We start from the raw sequence: 17869 nt of genomic DNA, 5'->3' as shown, positions 1-17869 counted from the left end.
TTTGTGGCGGCTGAAGAGCGACCGTTGCCCTACTTCGCCTTCAGGAAATCCGCGACCTCGAGCAGCATGAACTCGTCGTCGTCGGCCTTGTTGGGATCGCGGCTGGAGGAGAACGGCAGATTGTTGTCGTTGCCGACGATGATGTGGGTGTCGTCGACGCGATCGACGTTCTCGATGGTGAAGAACGGGAAGGTGTAGACGCCGTCGTTGAGCGGCTTCCTCGCCTTCTTGTCGGGATCCTTGATCTTCATGAGGTCGATATAGCCGATCTTGCGCACGGGCTTGCCGACATTGGCCTCCGTGAGCTCGATCTTGTAGATGCGCTTGAACTTGGCGAGATCCGGGAAGCAGTTCTCGCCGCGCTGGCCTTGCGGGCAGGCCTTGTCCGCCGTGCCTTCGCCGTTGTCGCGCTCGATGATGAGGCCGGAGGCCTGATCGATCATGTTGAAATCGCCGATGGCGTTGCCGTTCTGCTCGAACACATACTGCCAATAGCGGCCGGTGAACTTCTCCGCAGCGACGTCGAATTCGAGGATGCGGGAGGCTTCCTTGCCGTCGACCTTCTCCCAGTCCTTCTTCTCGGCATCCCATAGCGGTCCCTCGAGCAGGCCGTAGAGGAACTTGCCGTCCTTGGAGGACGCAAAGCCCTCATAGCCCTTGGAGCGGCGGAGGTTGACGTTGGTGTAGGTCGCGCCCGGCGCACCCGGCGTCGCCACGGCCCAATTGTCCGGCGAACGCACCGGCTTGCCATCGGCCACCGTGTCGAACACGGCCAGGATCTTGCCCGATTTGTCGGCCTTCAGGATGTAGGGGCCGAATTCGTCGCCGATCCAGAAGGTGTCGCCGATGAGCTGGAAGCCTTCGGTGTCGAAGTCGGAGCCGGTGAGATAGCGCTTCTGCGTGTCCTCGTGCACGATGCGGAACGGGACCTTCTTGTCGGGATCGTGCAGGAAGATCGTTTCCAGCCGCTCGATCTTGCCGCCGGCCCAGTCCATCTTGTAGCGGTTCAAATACAGCATCGAATCCGGCGAGTTGGCGCGCGCGCCCATGCCGTTGTCGGTGATGACCCAGAAGCTGCCGTCGGGCATGGTCTTGATGCCGGAATGGCCCTGCAGCGGCTGGCCCTTGAACGGCAGCGACACGCCGGTCGGGCGCTCATAGGACTTGCCCATCACGGTGCCGAGCGCATCGACGCGCTTGCCGGTGGTGTATTTGCCTGAAGTCTTGAGATCGGCGGGGGCATCGGCGGGGGCGTCGATGAAGGTGGCGGCCGGCATCACCACGTGGCCGGCGAGCTTGGCGGGGAATTCACCTTCGCTCTGCGCGAGCGCTGGGCTCGCGGCGAGAATGATCGTTGCGACGGTAGCAAGAAAAGTCGCGCGCATGTGCGTCTCCTGTTGGCGGACGCACGCGTTATGCGGATCGCGTGTTGCAGTTTTGTGAAACCGGGCCAAACGCCGCAGCGCTCTCCCGTACCTTGCCCGGATCCAGCGAGGCTGCCGCACACGCCGCAGCCTCGCGGCAACCCGGGCGGGCGTCAGGCAATCTTGCGGGTGAGGAAATCGCGGATCAGGGGCGTGACCTCGTCGAACCTGTCCTCGAGCAGGAAATGACCGGAGTTGATTAGATGAAACTCCGCCTGAGGCAGATCGCGCTTGTAGGGATGGGCGCCGTCCGCGGGAAAGATGAAATCGTTCTTGCCCCAGACGATCAGCGTCGGTGGCTTGTGCTTGCGGAAATAGGCCTGCACCGCCGGATAGAGCGGCAGATTGGTCCGGTAATCGTAGAACATGTCGAGCTGGACGTCGTTGTTGCCCGGCCGGTCCAGCAGCGCTTGGTCATGAACCCAGTTGTCGGGCGAGATCCGGGCCACGTCCGACATGCCGTCGGTGTACTGGAATTTGGTCGTCTCCAGCGTCAGCAGCTTCATCAAGGCCTGACGGCTCGTCGCTGACCCGTCGGCCCAGTATTGCTTGATCGGATTCCAGAACTCCTTCAGCCCCTCGTCATAGGCGTTGCCGTTCTGGATGATCAGGCCGGTGACGCGCTCGGGATGCTTCAGTGCCAGGCGCCAGCCGACCGGAGCACCGTAATCCATCACGTACATCGTATAGCGCTTGACGCCGAGCTGGTCGAGCAGGCCGTCGACGAGCTCGCCGAAGCGATCGAACGTGTACTTGAACGACTCGCGCGGTGGCATGTCGCTCTGGCCGTAGCCGGGATAATCGGGAGCGATCACGTGGTAGCGATCCGCGAGCGCCGGGATGAGGTTGCGGAACATGTGGGAGGAGGTGGGAAAGCCGTGCAGCAGAAGCACCACGGGAGCGTCCTTCGGCCCGGCTTCGCGGTAGAATATCTTGATGCCGTCCACGGTTTTGGTCCGGTGGTAAGTGACCGGATAGCCGCCGTCAGCGCGTTGTGGCTTCGCCGCGGCTGCTGGCGCCGCCGCTGCAACGGCAATTCCGGACAGGCCAAGGACGAGGTGCCGGCGGTCGAGGTTGGTCGATGGGCGCGTGCTTTCGGTGCTCATGTCGATCTCCAGTGAAAGTTTGTGATGATTTCGTGCATCGGCTGCCGCGAACTCGGGGCCGGTCCTGATTGAGTCGCGCTGTATCCCGGGGCCGGCCCGGTCCTACACGCCCTCGTAGACGAGCCTGGTGAAGAAGCCGGGATCGATGACGAACTGGCCGAATTTCGCGTCGAACGCCGCAGTGGGCTTGGCGGCAACCGTTTCGTCCCGCGTCTTTCCCTGCTTCTTGAGGTTGCCGACATTGTCTCGGATGGCGACCAGCATGTCGCGGAATTCCTGGAGCTCGGCCCTGTTGCTGACCGGCTTGCCGTGACCGGGAATGATGATCGTGTCGTTCTTTGCCACGGCCAGATTGGCGTCGGACGCCGCGATCATGCCGTCGATGCTGCCGCCGGTCGAATAGTCGATGAAAGGATAGATACCGTTCCAGAAGGTGTCGCCGACGTGCAGGACGTTAGCCTCAGTGAACATGACCGAAATGTCGCTGTCGGTATGTGCCGGCCCGTAATATTTCAGCGCGAGCGACGCGCCGTTGAGCTTGAGATGGTGCTCTTTCGCGAAGACCTGGGACGGGATGGCCTTGGCGGGCAAGGCGAGGAAATTGTAGTCCCAATCCTCGACGCGCTGAACCACGGAGAGGTGCTTGCGGGTGTTTTCGTGCGCAATGATCTTCGCGCCGGCCGCCTGCAGCCATTCATTGCCGTCGGCATGGTCGAAGTGCCAGTGGGTGTTGATCAGGTGCGCGACCGGCTCGTTGCCAAGCTCCGCCAGCGCCTTGCTGAGCTGAGGGCGTGAGACGCCGATGCCGGCATCGACCAGAAGCTTTCCGTCGGTGCCTGTGAGGACGGCAATGTTGCCGCCTGACCCTTCGAGGACACTGATATTGTTGCGGAGCTTGTGGGTCGCAATCGGCGACGTTGCCGCGCTATCCTTGATGAGGCTGACGAGGCCGCGCGCTTCGGCGTAGGCCTCGCGCGGCGTGAGCCATCCGGCGGAGGCGGCGAACGTCGCGCCGCCGACGCAACACAGGCAAAAGCCGCGTCGGGATAACGAATTGAGTTTTGGCGTTGCCATGCAATTCTCGCTTTCTGGAGCGAGTATCGGTAGCGCCAATGCTCCCCCCGCCGCCGGTGCAGCAGGTAGCACCAGAGCAGGCATGCGATCTATCGCGATTGCACGATCGTCGCGTGCAACCGCCGTCTACTCTTTGACCGCGCCGGTCAGCGAGGACACGTAATAGTCCACGAACAGCGAGTAGAAGATCGCGACCGGCAGCGATCCCAGTAGCGAGCCCGCCATCAGCGCGCCCCATTGGTAGACGTCGCCGGTGACGAGTTCGGTCAGGATCGCGACCGGCACGGTCTTGTTGGCGCCGCTCTGGATGAAGGCGAGCGCGTAGATGAACTCGTTCCAGGACAGCGTGAAGGAGAAAATGCCGGCCGAGATCAGCCCGGGCACCGCGAGCGGCAGCGTGATCCGCCGCAGGATCTGGAGCCGCGTGGCGCCGTCGACCAGCGCGCATTCCTCGAGCTCGTAGGGGATCGACTTGAAGTAGCCGATCAGGAGCCAGGTGCAGAACGGCACCAGGAAAGTCGGATAGACCAGGATCAAGGCAAGCGGTGAGTCGAAGAGGCCGAACTGCACGATCACGGTTGCCAGCGGAATGAACAGGATCGAGGGCGGCACGAGATAGGCGAGATAAATGCCGAGGCCCACATAGGGACTGCCGCGGAAACGCAGGCGCTCGATCGCATAGGCGGCGAGCGTGCTCGCGATCAGGGACAGCGTGGTCGAGCCGATCGCCACCGTCATCGTCGTCCACAGCCAGCGCGGATAGGCCGTGTCGAACAGCAGATGCTTGATGTGCGCCAGCGTCGGCGAGGAAATCCAGAACGGATTATGCTCCTTGTAGTTCAGCAGCTCCGCGTTCGGCTTGAACGAGGTGATCGCCATCCAGTAGAACGGGAACAGCAGGATCAGCACGAAGCAGCTGAGCGGCAAATAGATCATCATCAGCCGCCGCAGCCCGGAATCCCAAGCCATGGTGTCCGGTGCCGCTTTCGCGTCGGCCACAGTGGCGGTTTGCGCGACGGTGTCAGTCATTGGCCTCTCCCTGCTGCCATTTGCGGCGCGCCAGGCCGAAATAGGAGAACAGCGTCGCGAAGATCAGGAACGGGATCATCGACACCGCGATCGCCGCACCTTCGCCGAGCTCGCCGCCGGCGATGCCGCGCTGAAACGCCAGCGTCGCCAGCAGATGGGTCGAGTTGACGGGCCCGCCGCGGGTGATGGCGTAGACCAGCTGGAAGTCGGTGAAGGTGAAGATGATCGAGAAGGTCATGACGATGGCGAGGATCGGCATCATCATCGGGAAGGTGATGTAGCGGAAGCGCTGCCAGGCGCTGGCGCCGTCGAGCATCGCGGCCTCGTAGAGCGAGGGCGAGATGGTCTGCAGGCCCGCGAGCAGCGAGATCGCGACGAAGGGAATGCCGCGCCAGATGTTGGCGGCGATCAGCGAGAAGCGCGCCGGCCAGGGCGAGCCGAGGAAGTCGACATTGCCCGATCGCCAGTGCAGCACGTCGACCAGCAGGTAGGAGATGATCGAGAACTGCGGATCGTAGATCCACCAGAACGCCAGCGCCGAGAGCACGGTCGGCACGATCCAGGGCAGCAGGATGATCGCACGCAGGATGCTCTTGAACGGAAAATGGTTGTTGAGCAGCAGCGCGAGCCAGAAGCCGAGCGCGAACTTCCCGAAGGTCGCGATGCCCGTATAGACCACGCTGTAGAACACGGCGTTCCACCACAGGGGATCGGTGAGCAGATACTGGAAATTCTCCAGGCCCACGAAGACGCCGCGCCGCCCGATCGTGGTGTCGGTGAAGGCGAGCCAGATGCCGAGGCCGAGCGGATAGGTCAGGAACACCGAGAGCAGCCCGATTGCGGGCGCCAGGCACATCACGATCAGGAACGGCTTGTAGTCGAACAGCCGCACCAGCCACGACGGCTGCCGCTGCGCCAGTGCGGGAGAGGAAAGCGTGGTCACGGACATCAGTTTGTTGTCCTGTCTGTGAAAGTCACCACATCGTCATTGCGAGGAGCCGTGACAAAATTGCGGAGCAATTTTGCACTGGTGCGACGAAGCAATCCAGATTGTCTCCGCGGACACGCTCTGGATTGCTTCGCTTCGCTCGCAATGACGGACACTCTGTCGGCGCTATTTCTGCCGCCGGAAGTACCGCTTGCAGCGCTGCTCGGCTTCCGCGGCGGCGGCCTCCGGCGTAGCCGCACCGGTCGCAACGGACGCGCACATCTGAATCAGCACGTAGTCGGCGCTGACGGCTCCGGTCGCCGTCGAGATCGGGCCCTTGTAGCCGTCGTAGTAGGTGCTGTTCATCGTGTCCTTGAACAGCTTCACCTTGGGATCCTGCGACCACACCGCGGCCTCGGCATAGGCGGCCAGCGGCTGGGACCAGTAGCCGGAGTTGGCGTTGAGCCAGGGCTCGTACTGGTCTTTTTCCAGCATGTATTGCAGGAAGGCCTTTGCGGCGTTGGGGTACTGGCTGTGCTTGAACACCATGGCATTGAGCGTCAGGCCCGCCATCGGAGAGACCTTGGCCAGGCCCTTGGGCAGCAGCTGATGCTCGCTGTCCTCGGCGATCGCCTTGGTCGCCGGGTCGTTCTTGAGCGAGAAGTACAGCGAGACGCCGTTGGCGGTCAGGGAGATCTCCTGCGAGGAATAGGCGCGGTTGTTGCTGACGTCGTTCCACGACGGCGTGCCGGCGATGAAGGTCGGGTACAGCTCCTTGACCCAGTTCAGCGCGGCGATCGTCTCCTTGCTGTTGATGACGACATTGCCTTCCTCGTCGAGCAGGGACGCGTTGTGCGACCACAGCGCCCAATTGGCGAAGCCGTTGCCGTCGCCCTTGGCGTTGCCGAGCGCGAAGCCGGCCGGCTTGCCGGCCTTGTGCAGCTTGCGGCAAAGGTCGACGACGCCGGCATGATCCTCCGGCACCTTGTCGAAGCCGACCGATTGCAGGATCGACTTGCGGTAGATCAGGGGACCTGCGGTGGCGCCGAACGGCAGGCCGATCCAGGACTCGCTCTTGCTCTTCTTGCCGTATTTCTGCGCCAGCGGCAGCCAGCCGCCGTAGCGCTTGCCGAGATAATCGGCGACGTCGGTCAGCTCGATCAGCTTGTCGACGTAGATGTGGGGAGCGTCGGAGAAGCCGATGATGATGTCGGGGCCCGCGCCGGAGTTCGAGGTGACCGCGGTCTGCTGGTTGATGTCCTCCCAGCCGACGAAATCGACCTTGACCTCGACGCCGGTCTCCTTGGTGAACTTTGCTGCATTGGCGCGGAACACATCCTCGTCGGCCTGCACGAAGCGCACCGGGCGCAGCATGCGCAAGGATGCGCCCTTCTCGATCGCAAGCTTGGGCGCCGCCACGTCGGCGGCCTTGATCGTTGACGGCTGTGTTTGCGCTGCAGCACCGGTGGCAGCGAGCGTTGCAGCGGACAGGCCCAGCGCCAAGGCATCACGACGCGTGATGTCGTTCCTCATCAGTTCCTCCCTATGATGTCTCCTTCCCGGCGTTGATCGCCGGTGAAGGGCCTTTTCGGTCGTTGGCGCCTTTGCGCCGGCCGCCTAGCTGTTCGGCCCGCGATCCATGCTGACGGGTTGCCAGCGGCGGAGCGTGGTGTCTTGCAGCACCGACGGATTGACGCAGCTTACCGGCCACATGCCCTGAAGCACCAGTGACAATTCGTAGCCCACGCGGCGCTTGCGCGCTTCGTCAAACCGTGCCGAGGCCGAAGCGACGTGAGCGGTCAGGGTCACGTTCTCCATGCCGAGCAGGGGATTGTTGTGCGAGGGCGGCTCCTTCTCCAGCACGTCGAGGGCCGCGTGTGCGATCCAGCCCTCCTGCAACGCCTTGATCAGGCTCTCCTCGTCCACGGTGGCGCCGCGCCCGGTGTTGATGAAGATCGAGCCCTTCTTCATCTGCCGAAAGTGCTTCTCGGTCAGCATGTGGTGCACCTCGGGCCTTGCCGGCGCATGCATCGAGACGAAGTCGGATTGCGACAGCACCTCGTTCAGCGTCGCCGGGATCACACCGTGGTCGTACATCAGCGTTTCCTGGATGAACGGATCGTAGGCCATCATGCGCAGGCCGAACGGCGCCGCGCGTTTCGCAACTGCACGGGCCACGCGGCCGAACGAGACGAAGCCGAGCGTCTGGCCCATCAGCCTCGGAACCTTGAGCAGCGCCGGCCGGCCCTCGGCCCAGCGGCCGCTGCGCACCATGCGGTCCTGCTCGACCAGGCGGCGGAAGCCGGCGAGCAGCAGCATCATGGCGTGATCGGCGACCTCCTCGATAAAGGTGTCCGGGATGTTGGTGACGGGAATGCCGCGCGCGGTGGCGGCCTTGACGTCGACGCTGTCGACGCCGACCGAGCCGAGCGTGATGACCTTGCAGGTCTGCAGGCTGTCGATGATGGTCTTGGTGATCGGGATGCCCTTGGCATAGATGGCGTCCGCGGTCCTTGCGGCGGCGATGAACCCGGCCTCGTCGGCGGGGGCCTCGATGATCTCGGCGTCGATCGGATCGAGCGCTTCGCGCTCATAGGAATAGTCGCTGCCCGCGACCGTGAAGCTCGCGCCCTTCGGCGTCACCACCCTGTATTTCGGCATTTTCTCGCTCCCGATTTGGTTTGTCGGTTCTTGTTGTGACCCGCCTCCGCGGGCGGGCCTTTGCGTCTTTTACGCGAAATCGGGGCGGCCGCGTACAATCGTCGGTTGCCGGCGCGGGGATCAAGTGCCGTTTTTTACGGCTGCGTCCGGGCTTCTACGGAGGCACGTAAGTAACTTGCTAAGGCTCTCTCCCTAAAAGTTGTTTCGATTTCGATCGATCTGTCGCGCGCCCGTATCCCATTATTGCCGGAGCTAATCGTGAAATTGAGCAATCTGAAGATCGCCCCGAAGCTCGGCATCCTTGTCGGCGTCACCCTGTTCGGCCTGTGTATCTCCGGTGTCCTCGCCGGCTATCTGATGAAGCAGGAGATGGTGAATGCGCGCATCGATCAGGCCAAGGCGATCGTCGAGCTGGCACGCAACTACGCGGGCGCTCTGAAGAAGCGGGTCGATGCCGGCGAGCTGACGAAGGACGCGGCCATGGCCGATCTTCGGCGCTACGGCAATTCGATGACCTATGACAACGGCGCGGGCTACCTGTTCGGTACGTCGTACGACGGCATCACCCAGCTTGCGCCCGATCCCAAGCAGATCGGCGCCAACCGCATGGACGTCGTGACCAACGGCCGCAAACTGTCGGTCGAGCTGATGGACGGCGTCAAGGCCAACGGGTCGATCCTGCTGTACTATGAATATATGAAGCCCGGTCAGCCGACGCCGATCCGCAAGATCGGCTACGCGGTGGCAGTGCCCGGCTTCGACATGTATCTCGGCACCGGCGCTTATCTCGACGACATCGACGCCAAGATGGGCCCGGTCTATTGGATGCTCGGCTTTGCCATGCTCGGCATCTTCATTGTCGCCGGCAGCGTCGCCTGGCTGATCGGCCGCGGCATCAGCCGCCCGCTGGCGCTGCTTGGCGCCCGCATGAAAGATCTCGCCGACGGCAAGCTCGAGGGCGACATTCCCGGCGTTGGCCGCGGCGACGAGGTCGGCGCGATGGCCTCCACCGTCCAGATCTTCAAGGACAACGCGGTCCGCATCCGCGACCTCGAAAAGACCGAAGCCGATGCCAAGGAGCGCGTTGCGGCGGAACGTCGCAGCGCGATGGAGGGCATCGCCAACGACTTCGAACGCAGCGTCAACGGCATCGTCCGCTCGGTCTCCTCGGCCGCGGCTGGCATGCAGACGACGGCGCAGTCGATGACAGCGACCGCCAGCGACGCCTCTTCGCGCGCGGCGACGGTCGGCGCTGCCTCGCAAAAAGCCTCCGGCAATGTCGGCACGGTCGCGGCGGCCGCCGAAGAGCTGTCGAGCTCGGTTGCGGAAATTTCCCGCCAGGTCACCCGCTCGACCGAAGTCGCCAGCCGTGCCGTCAGCGACGCCGAGCGTACCAATGCCACCGTGCAGGTGCTCTCGACCGGCGCCGAGAAGATCGGCGAAGTCGTCAAGCTGATCCATTCGATCGCCGCGCAGACCAATTTGCTCGCGCTCAACGCCACCATCGAGGCGGCACGTGCCGGTGAATCCGGCCGCGGTTTCGCGGTCGTCGCCTCCGAGGTCAAGGCGCTGGCCAACCAGACCGCCAAGGCGACCGAGGAGATTTCCGCGCAGGTCGCGGCGATGCAGACCTCGACCAGCGACGCGGTCACGGCCATCTCCGGCATCACTCAGACCATCGCCGAGATGAGCGAGATCACCGCCGGTATTTCCGCATCGATCGAGCAGCAGGGTGAGGCGACCCGCGAGATCGCCCGCAACATCCAGTCGGTCGCGGCCGGTTCGAACGAGATCAACGCCAATATCGGCAGCGTCACCTCGGCCGCGGAAGCGACCGGCACGGCGGCAACCGACGTGCTCACCAACGCCCGCGAACTGGACAGCCAGTCCGGCGCGCTGCGCAGCGCCGTCGACGGCTTCCTCGCCAAGGTGCGCGCGGCGTAAGGCCAAACGCTCGAAATTCGTAGGGTGGGCAAAGGCGCGGAAGCGCCGTGCCCACCTTTCTTTTTTGCGACGGCCTAACGGTGGGCACGCTTCGCTTTGCCCAACCTACGAGAGCCGTGCCCCGGGCTCAGCGCCGCGTCCGGGACACGATACTTTCCTACTGCTTCTCGATCTTGGCGTTGGTGATCAGCTTCTCCCACAGCACGAGCTGCTCATTCACGAACGTGCCGAGCTGCTCCGGCGTGCCCGAAAACGCGTCCATGCCGAGGGTGGCGAGCTGGGCCTTGATCTCCGGCTTCTCGACGATCTTCCGGATCTCGGCGTTGAGCCTGGTCACGATCTCCTTCGGCATGCCGGCGGGGCCGAAATAGCCCTGCCAGGACGAGATGTCGAAATCCGGCACGCCGGCCTCCTGCATCGAGGGCAGGTTCGGCACCAGCGGCGAGCGGTCCTTGGTGGTGACGGCGAGCGCGCGAAGCGCGTTGCCGTTGACGTGAGGCAGGCCGGTCAGGATGTCGACGAACATCATCGAGACGCGGCCGCCCATGACGTCGTTGAGCGCCGGCGGCGAGCTCTTGTAGGGCACGTGCAGCAGGTCGAGCCCGGCATTGTGCGCAAAGGTCGCACCCGACACGATCGCGGAGGACGATCCCGAGGCGTAGCTCAGCTTGCCCGGATTGGCCTTGCCGTAGGCGACGAGCTCGCCGACGGTCTTGGCCGGCACTTCCGGATTGACGACCAGCATGAAGGGCAGGTCGCCGGTGCGCGCGATCGGCGTGAAATCCTTGACCGGATCGTAGGTCAGGCTCTTGAGCAGATAGGGATTGGCCGAATGCGTGGTGTTGGTCGTCACCAGCAGCGTGTAGCCGTCGGGGGCGGCCTTCGCGACATAGCTTGCGGCGAGCATGCCATTGGCGCCCGCCTTGTTCTCGATCACGATGCCGACCCCGAGCGCCTGCGACAGATGCTGCGAGATCAGCCGTGTCGTCGTGTCGGTGCCGCTGCCGGCCGCGAACGGCAGCACCAGCGTGATGTTTCGGCTCGGCCAGGTATCGGCCTGCGCAGCGGATGCGGCGGCGAGGCACAACGCGGCCGCGCCGGCGGTCCACAGGTTTCGAATCAGCCCTGAAAGCATCTTGAGACGTTCCCTCTTTTTCGTTGGCGGGGAACCTAGCTGCTCTTCGTTGAAATCGGAAGACGGGAGTTAACTTGCTCCCGGACCCCGTGCCCCGGGCGCAGTGCAGCGCGCCGCCCTTCGCGGCGTGATGCGCTGCTGAACCGGGGCCCATGCTGCGGCAAACTGGGTCCCGGCTCTGCGCAGCGTCACTGCGTGCCGCAGCGCGCCCGGGATAAGAGCACGCGCCGTCCGCGCTACGGAATTACTTCACCGCGGAGCCCTGGCGTGAGGCGATCACGACGCCGGCGAGCACCAGCGCGTAGCCGATCAGGTGGAACGGCTGCAGCTTTTCGCCGAGCAGCAGGATCGCCATCGCCGAGCCGAACACCGGCACCAGATGGAAGAACGGCGCGGCGCGGTTCGGGCCGATCAGCGCGACGCCGCGGTTGAAGAACAGATAGGCCAGCGTCGAGGGAAAGATCAGGATGTAGCCCAGCGTTGCCAGCGTCGTCCCGTCGAATTGCAGCACGCGGCCACTTGCTGCCTCCCAGATCGCGGTCGGCAGCAGCATCGTCGCGCCGCAGCAGGTGGTGAAGGACAGGAAGGAGAGCTGGTGGATCTTGGGCCGGCGCGGGATGAAGGCCGAGTAGATCCCGAACGCCACCAGGGAGGAGGCGAACATGATGTCGCCCCTGTTGAAGCTGATGCTCGCAAGCGCGGCGAGATCGCCGCGCAGGATGATGATCAGCACGCCGACAAGCGAGATCGCGATGCCGGCGAACTGGGCACCCGTCAGCCGCACCCCGAACAGCACCAGCGACCACAGCGCCACGAACAGGGGACCTGCCGACTGGATCAGCAGCGCGTTCAGCGCCTCCGTGTACTGCATCGCCCAGTACGAGATCGCATTGTTGAAGGCGAAGCCCACCAGCGACAGGAACAGCATCAGCGGCAGGCTCTTGCGCAAGGCGGGCCAGTCGCGCTTGAGATGCGGCCAGGCGAACGGCAACAGGATCAGGAAAACGCCGAACCAGCGGATCGTGGTCACCGTCAGCGGCGGCACATGCGCGCCGACATGACGTGCGAGCACGATGTTGCCGGCCCAGAACAGCGAGCTCAGGCTGAGCAGCAGATAAGGCTGGTTGTTGAGCCAGCTGGCCGGACTGGAGGCAGGTGGCGCGGGCGAGGCAATCGTCATTGGCGTTGGATACGAGCTTGCGCCGGATTGGCGTCGCGGCACAAGTCACGCGGCCGCAATGCTACAATGCAGGCAAGCCCTGAGGAGGCGCTTTTGGCGGCTAATATGTTGACCTCTCGCTGGTCCTACGTCGCCTGCTTCCGTGACGCCACGAACACGCCGGACAGCACCAGCGCAAATCCGATGAAGTGGAAGGCCTGCGGGTGCTCGCCCAGGAACGCCATCGCCATGATCGAGCCGAACACCGGCACGACGTGGAAGAACGGCGCGGCGCGGTTGGCGCCGATCAGGCGCACGCCGCGATTGAAGCAGAGATAGGCCAGCGTCGAGGGAAACACCGCGACGTAAAACAGCGTCAAGAGGTTCGGTCCGTCGAGCTTCATGACCGGGCGCGCGGACAATTCCCAGATCTCCAGCGGAAGGAGGCAGGCCGCGCCGACCCCGAAGGTGAAGGCGAGGAACGACAGGCCGTGCATCGGCGGCCGCTTCAGCGTCAGCACCGAATACAGCGCGAAGATGACCAGGGCGACGATGAAGATGAGATCGCCCTTGTTGAAGTCGATACTCGACAGCGTGGTGAAGTCGCCGTGCAGCAGAATGGTCAGCACGCCGCACATCGACAGCAGCACGCCGAACGCCTGCGCCGCGGTGAGGCGGATGCCGAGGATGGCCAGCGACCACAGCGCCACGACCAGCGGCGCGGCCGACTGCAGCAGCAGCGTGTTGAGTGCCTGGGTATGCTCCAGCGCCCAATATTGCAGCGTGTTGAAGGCGCCGATGCCGGTGACCGAGAGCGTGATCATCAGGCCGAGCCTGCTGCGGATCGCCGGCCAGTCCTGGGCGAGATGTTTCCAGGCGAACGGCAGCACCAGCAGGAAGGCGAAGAACCAGCGCAGGAACGACAGCGTGACCGGCGGGATGTGGCCGGCGGCGAGCCGCCCGACGATGGCATTGCCGGCCCAGCACAACGCAGTGATGCTGAGCAGCAGATAAGGCTGGTTGGCGATCCAGCTGTGACCGGATGTCTCCGCGCTCGTGGTCTGGCCGGTGGCGGACATTGTGATTGTGATGGCCCCGTGTCGTGCGCCGAGGCTGCCGCCCGGCCGTGTCCGGGCCGGCTCATCACCCGGCCTGGCTCAAAGACACGGAAATGCGCTGGACATCAATGGGGTGAAGGCGCATCGCCTCCATGCGCGGGCTTGATGCGGCCGGAACCCCGTTTTCCTCTTCGCGCCGCACGGATCGCGAACGGCTTCAACAGCTCGGCGCAGGCGAGATAGAGCACGACGAGAAGCGCGATGCCGGCCATCACGACCGGCGGCGGTGCGACGAAGCCGAACCAGGTCCCCAGCGGCGTGAACGGCAGCACCATCGCGACCAGCAGGGCGATCAGCGAGGACGCCGCGAGCGCCGGATCGGGCCAGTTGCGCCAGGGCCGGCCGTTGGTGCGGATGATGAAGATGACGAGGATCTGCGTCGCCATCGATTCGACGAACCAGGCGGTGCGGAATTCCTCCGGCGAGGCCTTGAACAGGTACAGCAGCGCGACGAAGGTCAGCACGTCGAACACCGACGACAGCGGTCCCATGATCGCGGCGAAGCGCACCAGGTGCGACATGCTCCACACCTGCGGCTGTGCCGTTGCCTGCGCCGATACCCGGTCGAACGGAATGCCGAGCTCGGAGAGATCGTAGAGCAGGTTGTTGAGCAGGATCTGCGTCGGCAGCATCGGCAGGAACGGCAGCGCGATCGAGGCCGCGGCCATCGACAGCATGTTGCCGAAATTCGAGCTGGCGCCCATGCGGACATATTTGAGGATGTTGGCGAAGGTACGCCGTCCCTCCGCGACGCCGTCGGCGACGACCTCGAGGTCCGAGGCCAGCAGGATCATGTCGGCGGCGGCCTGCGCCACGCCGGTCGCGCAATCGACCGAGAGGCCGACATCGGCAACTTTCAGGGCCGGTGCGTCGTTGATGCCGTCGCCGAGGAAGCCAACCACCTCGCCGCCTGCCTGCAGCGCCTTCACGATGCGCGACTTCTGGTCCGGCGCGAGCCGGCCGAACGCGTCGGTGGAGCGCACTTGCACGGCCAGCGCCTCGTCGCTGAGCTCGGCGATGTCGGCCCCCGACAGCACGCGCTCGGGGTTCAGCCCGACCAGGCCCGCAAGCCGCTTCACCACCACGGGATCGTCGCCCGAGAGGATTTTTAGGTCGACGCCGCTCGCCGCGAGCCGGGAAATGGCTGCCGCCGCTGTTGGCTTCGGCGGATCGGCGAAGGCGCAAAAGCCTTCGAAGACGAGATCGGTCTCGTCGTCGGTCTCGACCTCCCGCAATGGGCCGCGCCATGTCCGCGAAGCGATGGCGACGGTGCGCAGGCCCTCGCCGGCGAGCTCATGCGCGCGGGCCATCGCAGCACTACGTGCGCCCTCGTCCATCGTGCACAATGCGAGCACGGCTTCCGGCGCGCCCTTGACGATGAGCAGCGCGCCTTCGGGGCCGGTTGCGAGCACCGATCCCAGCCGGCGCGAGAAGTCGAACGCCTGCCGGCCGGCCAGCGTCCAGCCTTGCGCAGCGTCCGGCCGTCCGGCGACGAGCGCGGCATCGAGCGAGCCGCGGTCGCCGCCGAGCGATGCTGCGATGGCGCCGAGTTCGGCGGCGCGGGCGTCATCCTTGCCTTCGGCGTCGAGGCTCCCCGCGAGCGTGATCTCGGCCGAGGTCAGCGTGCCCGTCTTGTCCGTGCACAGCACGGTCATGGCGCCGAGATCGTGGATCGCGGCCAGCCGCTTCACGATCACCTTGCGCCCGGCCATGCGCAGCGCGCCGCGCGACAGCGTCACCGTGGTGATCATCGGCAGCAGCTCCGGCGTCAGGCCGACCGCGAGCGCGACCGCGAACAGCAGCGAGTCGAGCACCTCGCGGCCGAACAGCACGCGGACGGTGAGCACGACCAGCACCAGCGCCAGCGTGGCGCGCGCGACCACGAGGCCGAATTCGTGCAAATCGCGCTCGAAGGGCGAGGGCGCCTGCGTCTCCGCCAGCGCGGAGGCCGCCGCTCCGAAGACGGTGTCGCGGCCGGTGTGCACGGCGAACGCGATCGCCTCGCCGGTCTGCGCCACCGCGCCACGGAATAACGCGTTGGAGGTGTCGTCGGCAGCGGCCGCAGGGCCGGCGCGTTTCTGCACCGGATAGGGCTCGCCCGTGAGCGCAGCTTCGCCCGCGGTGAAGGCGGTGCTCTCCAGGATCAGCGCGTCGGCCGGGATGATGTCGCCGGCGCGGATGCGCAGGAGATCGCCGGGTACGACGTGATCGACATCGATGTCGCAGAAGACGCCGTCGCGCCTGACCTCGGCCTTCAGCGCCACCGAGCGGCGGAGAAGCTCGGCGGCGCGGACCGCATGGCCCTCCTGGACGGTGTCGAGCCCGATCGAGAGCGCCAGGATCAGGACGATGATGAGCCCGCCGATGTCGTCGCCGGTCAGCATCGAGACGATGCCGGCAACCAGCAGGATCAGCGACAGCGGCTCCAGCAGCCGGCGCAGGATCGCGCGCATGGCGCCCTCGATGCGCGGCGGCGCGTCGCTGTTCGGCCCGAATCGGACGAGGCGGTCTGCGGCTTCACGCGCGGTAAGGCCCTGCAAGGAGCAGCCGAGCCGGGTGCAGAGCGCGTCGGTCGACAGGCGCCAGAATTGGCTCGAGGATTGGCTCGCCTGGCTGTTCAGTGGCTTGGTCACGGCATGTCCGACATGGAGGCTTCAGGGCCGGGGGAGGGTAAGCTGCGGAGGTGACAGTCATCCCTTGGCGCAATCGCCCCCCGGAACGGTTGATGCGTGTCAATTCTGCCGCCCTCAGATCCCGAAGGTTTCGAGATTTTAAGGGGATATCAAAGGCTTGGAGTAGCCTCGAAGCCCTGAAAATGCCCCGTTCTTGCTTGCCTAGAGAGGCTGCTTCCTTTATCCGGTTGGGCTGCCTCGCGTGCGAACGGCCTCTGGCCGGGAATTGGGCTGGGCGCAGGCATGATTCCGGAAAAGTGGGTACCAATTTTCCGTTCGGATCATGCCACCTACAGAGAAATCTTCGAAGGATTACGCGCGAATGGCCAATGTTGTCGTCGTCGGCGCCCAGTGGGGCGACGAAGGAAAGGGCAAGATCGTCGACTGGTTGTCGGAGCAGGCGGACATCGTCGTCCGCTTCCAGGGCGGTCATAACGCCGGCCACACGCTGGTGATCAACGGCAAGACCTACAAGCTCGCGCTGCTGCCCTCCGGCGTGCTGCGCGAGGGCAAGCTGTCGGTGATCGGCAATGGCGTGGTGTTCGATCCCGCCGCCTTCCTCGACGAGGTCACCAAGCTGCGCTCGCAGGGCGTCGCGGTCTCTCCGGAGAATCTGCGCGTGGCGGAGAACGTCACCCTGATCCTGCCGCTGCACCGCGAGCTCGATGCGCACCGCGAATCCGCCAATGCAGCGACCGCGATCGGCACCACCCGCCGCGGCATTGGACCTGCCTATGAGGACAAGGTCGGCCGCCGCGCCATCCGCCTGATGGACCTCGCCGACCTCGACACGCTCCCGCACAAGATCGACCGGCTGCTTGCCCACCACAACGCGCTTCGCCGTGGTCTCGGCCTGCCCGAATTCGACGGCAAGGATATCCTGAAGGAATTGACCGCGCTGGCGCCGGAGCTGCTGCCCTACGCCGAGACGGTGTGGCGGCTGCTCGACATCAAGCGGCGCGAAGGCAAGCGCATGCTGTTCGAAGGCGCGCAAGGCGCGCTGCTCGACGTCGACCACGGCACCTATCCCTACGTCACCTCGTCCAACACGGTGGCGGCGCAGGCGGCGACCGGCTCGGGCCTCGGACCCGGCGCGGTCGGCTATGTGCTCGGCCTGTGCAAGGCCTACACGACCCGCGTCGGCCAGGGCCCGTTCCCCACCGAGCAGGACAACGAGACCGGCCGCCGGATCGGCGAGCGCGGCCGCGAGTTCGGCACCAATACCGGCCGTCCGCGCCGCTGCGGCTGGTTCGACGCCGTGCTGGTCCGCCAGGCGGTCCGGACCTGCGGCATCAACGGCCTGGCGCTGACCAAGCTCGACATCCTCGACGGCTTCGACACGATCGAGGTCTGCACCGGCTACAAGCTCGACGGCAAGGAGATCGACCACTTCCCCGCCGGCGAGGGCGCCCAGGCCCGGGTCGAGCCGATCTACGAGACCATCGAGGGCTGGAAGGAGCCGACCGCCAATGCGCGGTCCTGGGCCGACCTGCCGGCTCAGGCCATCAAATATGTCCGGCGGATCGAGGAATTGGTGGGGTGCCCGGTTGCGCTGCTTTCCACCAGCCCCGAACGCGAAGATACTATCCTGGTGCAAAATCCGTTTGAGGCTTAACGAT

At 65.0% G+C, this 17869-nt stretch carries 13 protein-coding genes; 2 read left to right on the top strand and 11 right to left on the bottom strand.

All coding sequences use genetic code 11. The annotated features are described in order from the left end of the window. Positions 1–29 precede the first annotated feature (29 nt). The 7 genes from AABA86_RS01615 to AABA86_RS01585 all read right to left on the bottom strand — a co-directional run bounded on the left by AABA86_RS01615 (position 30) and on the right by AABA86_RS01585 (position 8222). Complete coding sequence (locus AABA86_RS01615; RefSeq protein ID WP_338305526.1) at positions 30–1385, bottom strand: esterase-like activity of phytase family protein; 1356 nt, start codon at positions 1383–1385, stop codon at positions 30–32. A 152-nt stretch (positions 1386–1537) separates the two neighbouring features. After that, positions 1538–2530 carry an alpha/beta fold hydrolase gene (locus AABA86_RS01610; RefSeq protein ID WP_338305525.1) on the bottom strand — a complete coding sequence of 331 codons (993 nt, stop codon included), beginning with the start codon at positions 2528–2530 and terminating at the stop codon, positions 1538–1540. 102 nt (positions 2531–2632) lie between these two features. Continuing rightward, positions 2633–3604, bottom strand: coding sequence for an MBL fold metallo-hydrolase (locus tag AABA86_RS01605; RefSeq protein WP_338305524.1), 972 nt, complete (start codon positions 3602–3604; stop codon positions 2633–2635). 126 nt (positions 3605–3730) lie between these two features. Then, positions 3731–4633 carry a carbohydrate ABC transporter permease gene (locus AABA86_RS01600; RefSeq protein WP_212248780.1) on the bottom strand — a complete coding sequence of 301 codons (903 nt, stop codon included), beginning with the start codon at positions 4631–4633 and terminating at the stop codon, positions 3731–3733. Further along, positions 4626–5582, bottom strand: a complete 957-nt coding sequence (locus tag AABA86_RS01595; RefSeq protein ID WP_212248781.1) for a carbohydrate ABC transporter permease — start codon at positions 5580–5582, stop codon at positions 4626–4628. The genes AABA86_RS01600 and AABA86_RS01595 overlap by 8 nt, the downstream gene beginning before the upstream one ends. Positions 5583–5747: 165 nt before the next feature. Next, entirely contained in the window at positions 5748–7094 is a 1347-nt protein-coding gene (locus AABA86_RS01590; RefSeq protein WP_212248782.1) for an ABC transporter substrate-binding protein, read from the bottom strand. A gap of 84 nt (positions 7095–7178) precedes the next feature. Then, positions 7179–8222, bottom strand: coding sequence for a C-terminal binding protein (locus tag AABA86_RS01585; RefSeq protein ID WP_338305523.1), 1044 nt, complete (start codon positions 8220–8222; stop codon positions 7179–7181). Positions 8223–8480: 258 nt separating this feature from the next. On the opposite strand from AABA86_RS01585, the gene AABA86_RS01580 reads away from it, so the two are divergent. After that, positions 8481–10166: a methyl-accepting chemotaxis protein gene (locus AABA86_RS01580; RefSeq protein WP_212248784.1), complete on the top strand. Its 1686-nt coding sequence runs from the start codon at positions 8481–8483 to the stop codon at positions 10164–10166. A gap of 157 nt (positions 10167–10323) precedes the next feature. On the opposite strand, the gene AABA86_RS01575 is transcribed toward AABA86_RS01580, so the two are convergent. The 4 genes from AABA86_RS01575 to mgtA all read right to left on the bottom strand — a co-directional run bounded on the left by AABA86_RS01575 (position 10324) and on the right by mgtA (position 16211). Continuing rightward, on the bottom strand, positions 10324–11301 hold the full coding sequence (locus tag AABA86_RS01575; protein ID WP_338305522.1) for a Bug family tripartite tricarboxylate transporter substrate binding protein: 978 nt from the start codon (positions 11299–11301) through the stop codon (positions 10324–10326). Between the two features lie 244 nt (positions 11302–11545). Continuing rightward, entirely contained in the window at positions 11546–12481 is a 936-nt protein-coding gene (locus AABA86_RS01570; protein ID WP_212248786.1) for a DMT family transporter, read from the bottom strand. 125 nt (positions 12482–12606) lie between these two features. Continuing rightward, the gene (locus tag AABA86_RS01565; protein WP_338305521.1) at positions 12607–13539 is read right to left on the bottom strand and encodes a DMT family transporter; all 933 of its coding nucleotides are present in this window, start codon (positions 13537–13539) and stop codon (positions 12607–12609) included. A gap of 104 nt (positions 13540–13643) precedes the next feature. Next, entirely contained in the window at positions 13644–16211 is a 2568-nt protein-coding gene (mgtA, locus tag AABA86_RS01560) for a magnesium-translocating P-type ATPase (RefSeq protein WP_338305519.1), read from the bottom strand. 361 nt (positions 16212–16572) lie between these two features. Here mgtA and AABA86_RS01555 point away from each other — a divergent pair, with 361 nt between their 5' ends. Then, positions 16573–17865 carry an adenylosuccinate synthase gene (locus AABA86_RS01555; RefSeq protein ID WP_212248788.1) on the top strand — a complete coding sequence of 431 codons (1293 nt, stop codon included), beginning with the start codon at positions 16573–16575 and terminating at the stop codon, positions 17863–17865. Positions 17866–17869: the final 4 nt, after the last annotated feature.

Source organism: Bradyrhizobium sp. TM233 (assembly GCF_036247965.1).
Lineage (GTDB): Bacteria > Pseudomonadota > Alphaproteobacteria > Rhizobiales > Xanthobacteraceae > Bradyrhizobium > Bradyrhizobium ottawaense.
This window is presented reverse-complemented; position numbering and strand designations above follow the sequence as displayed.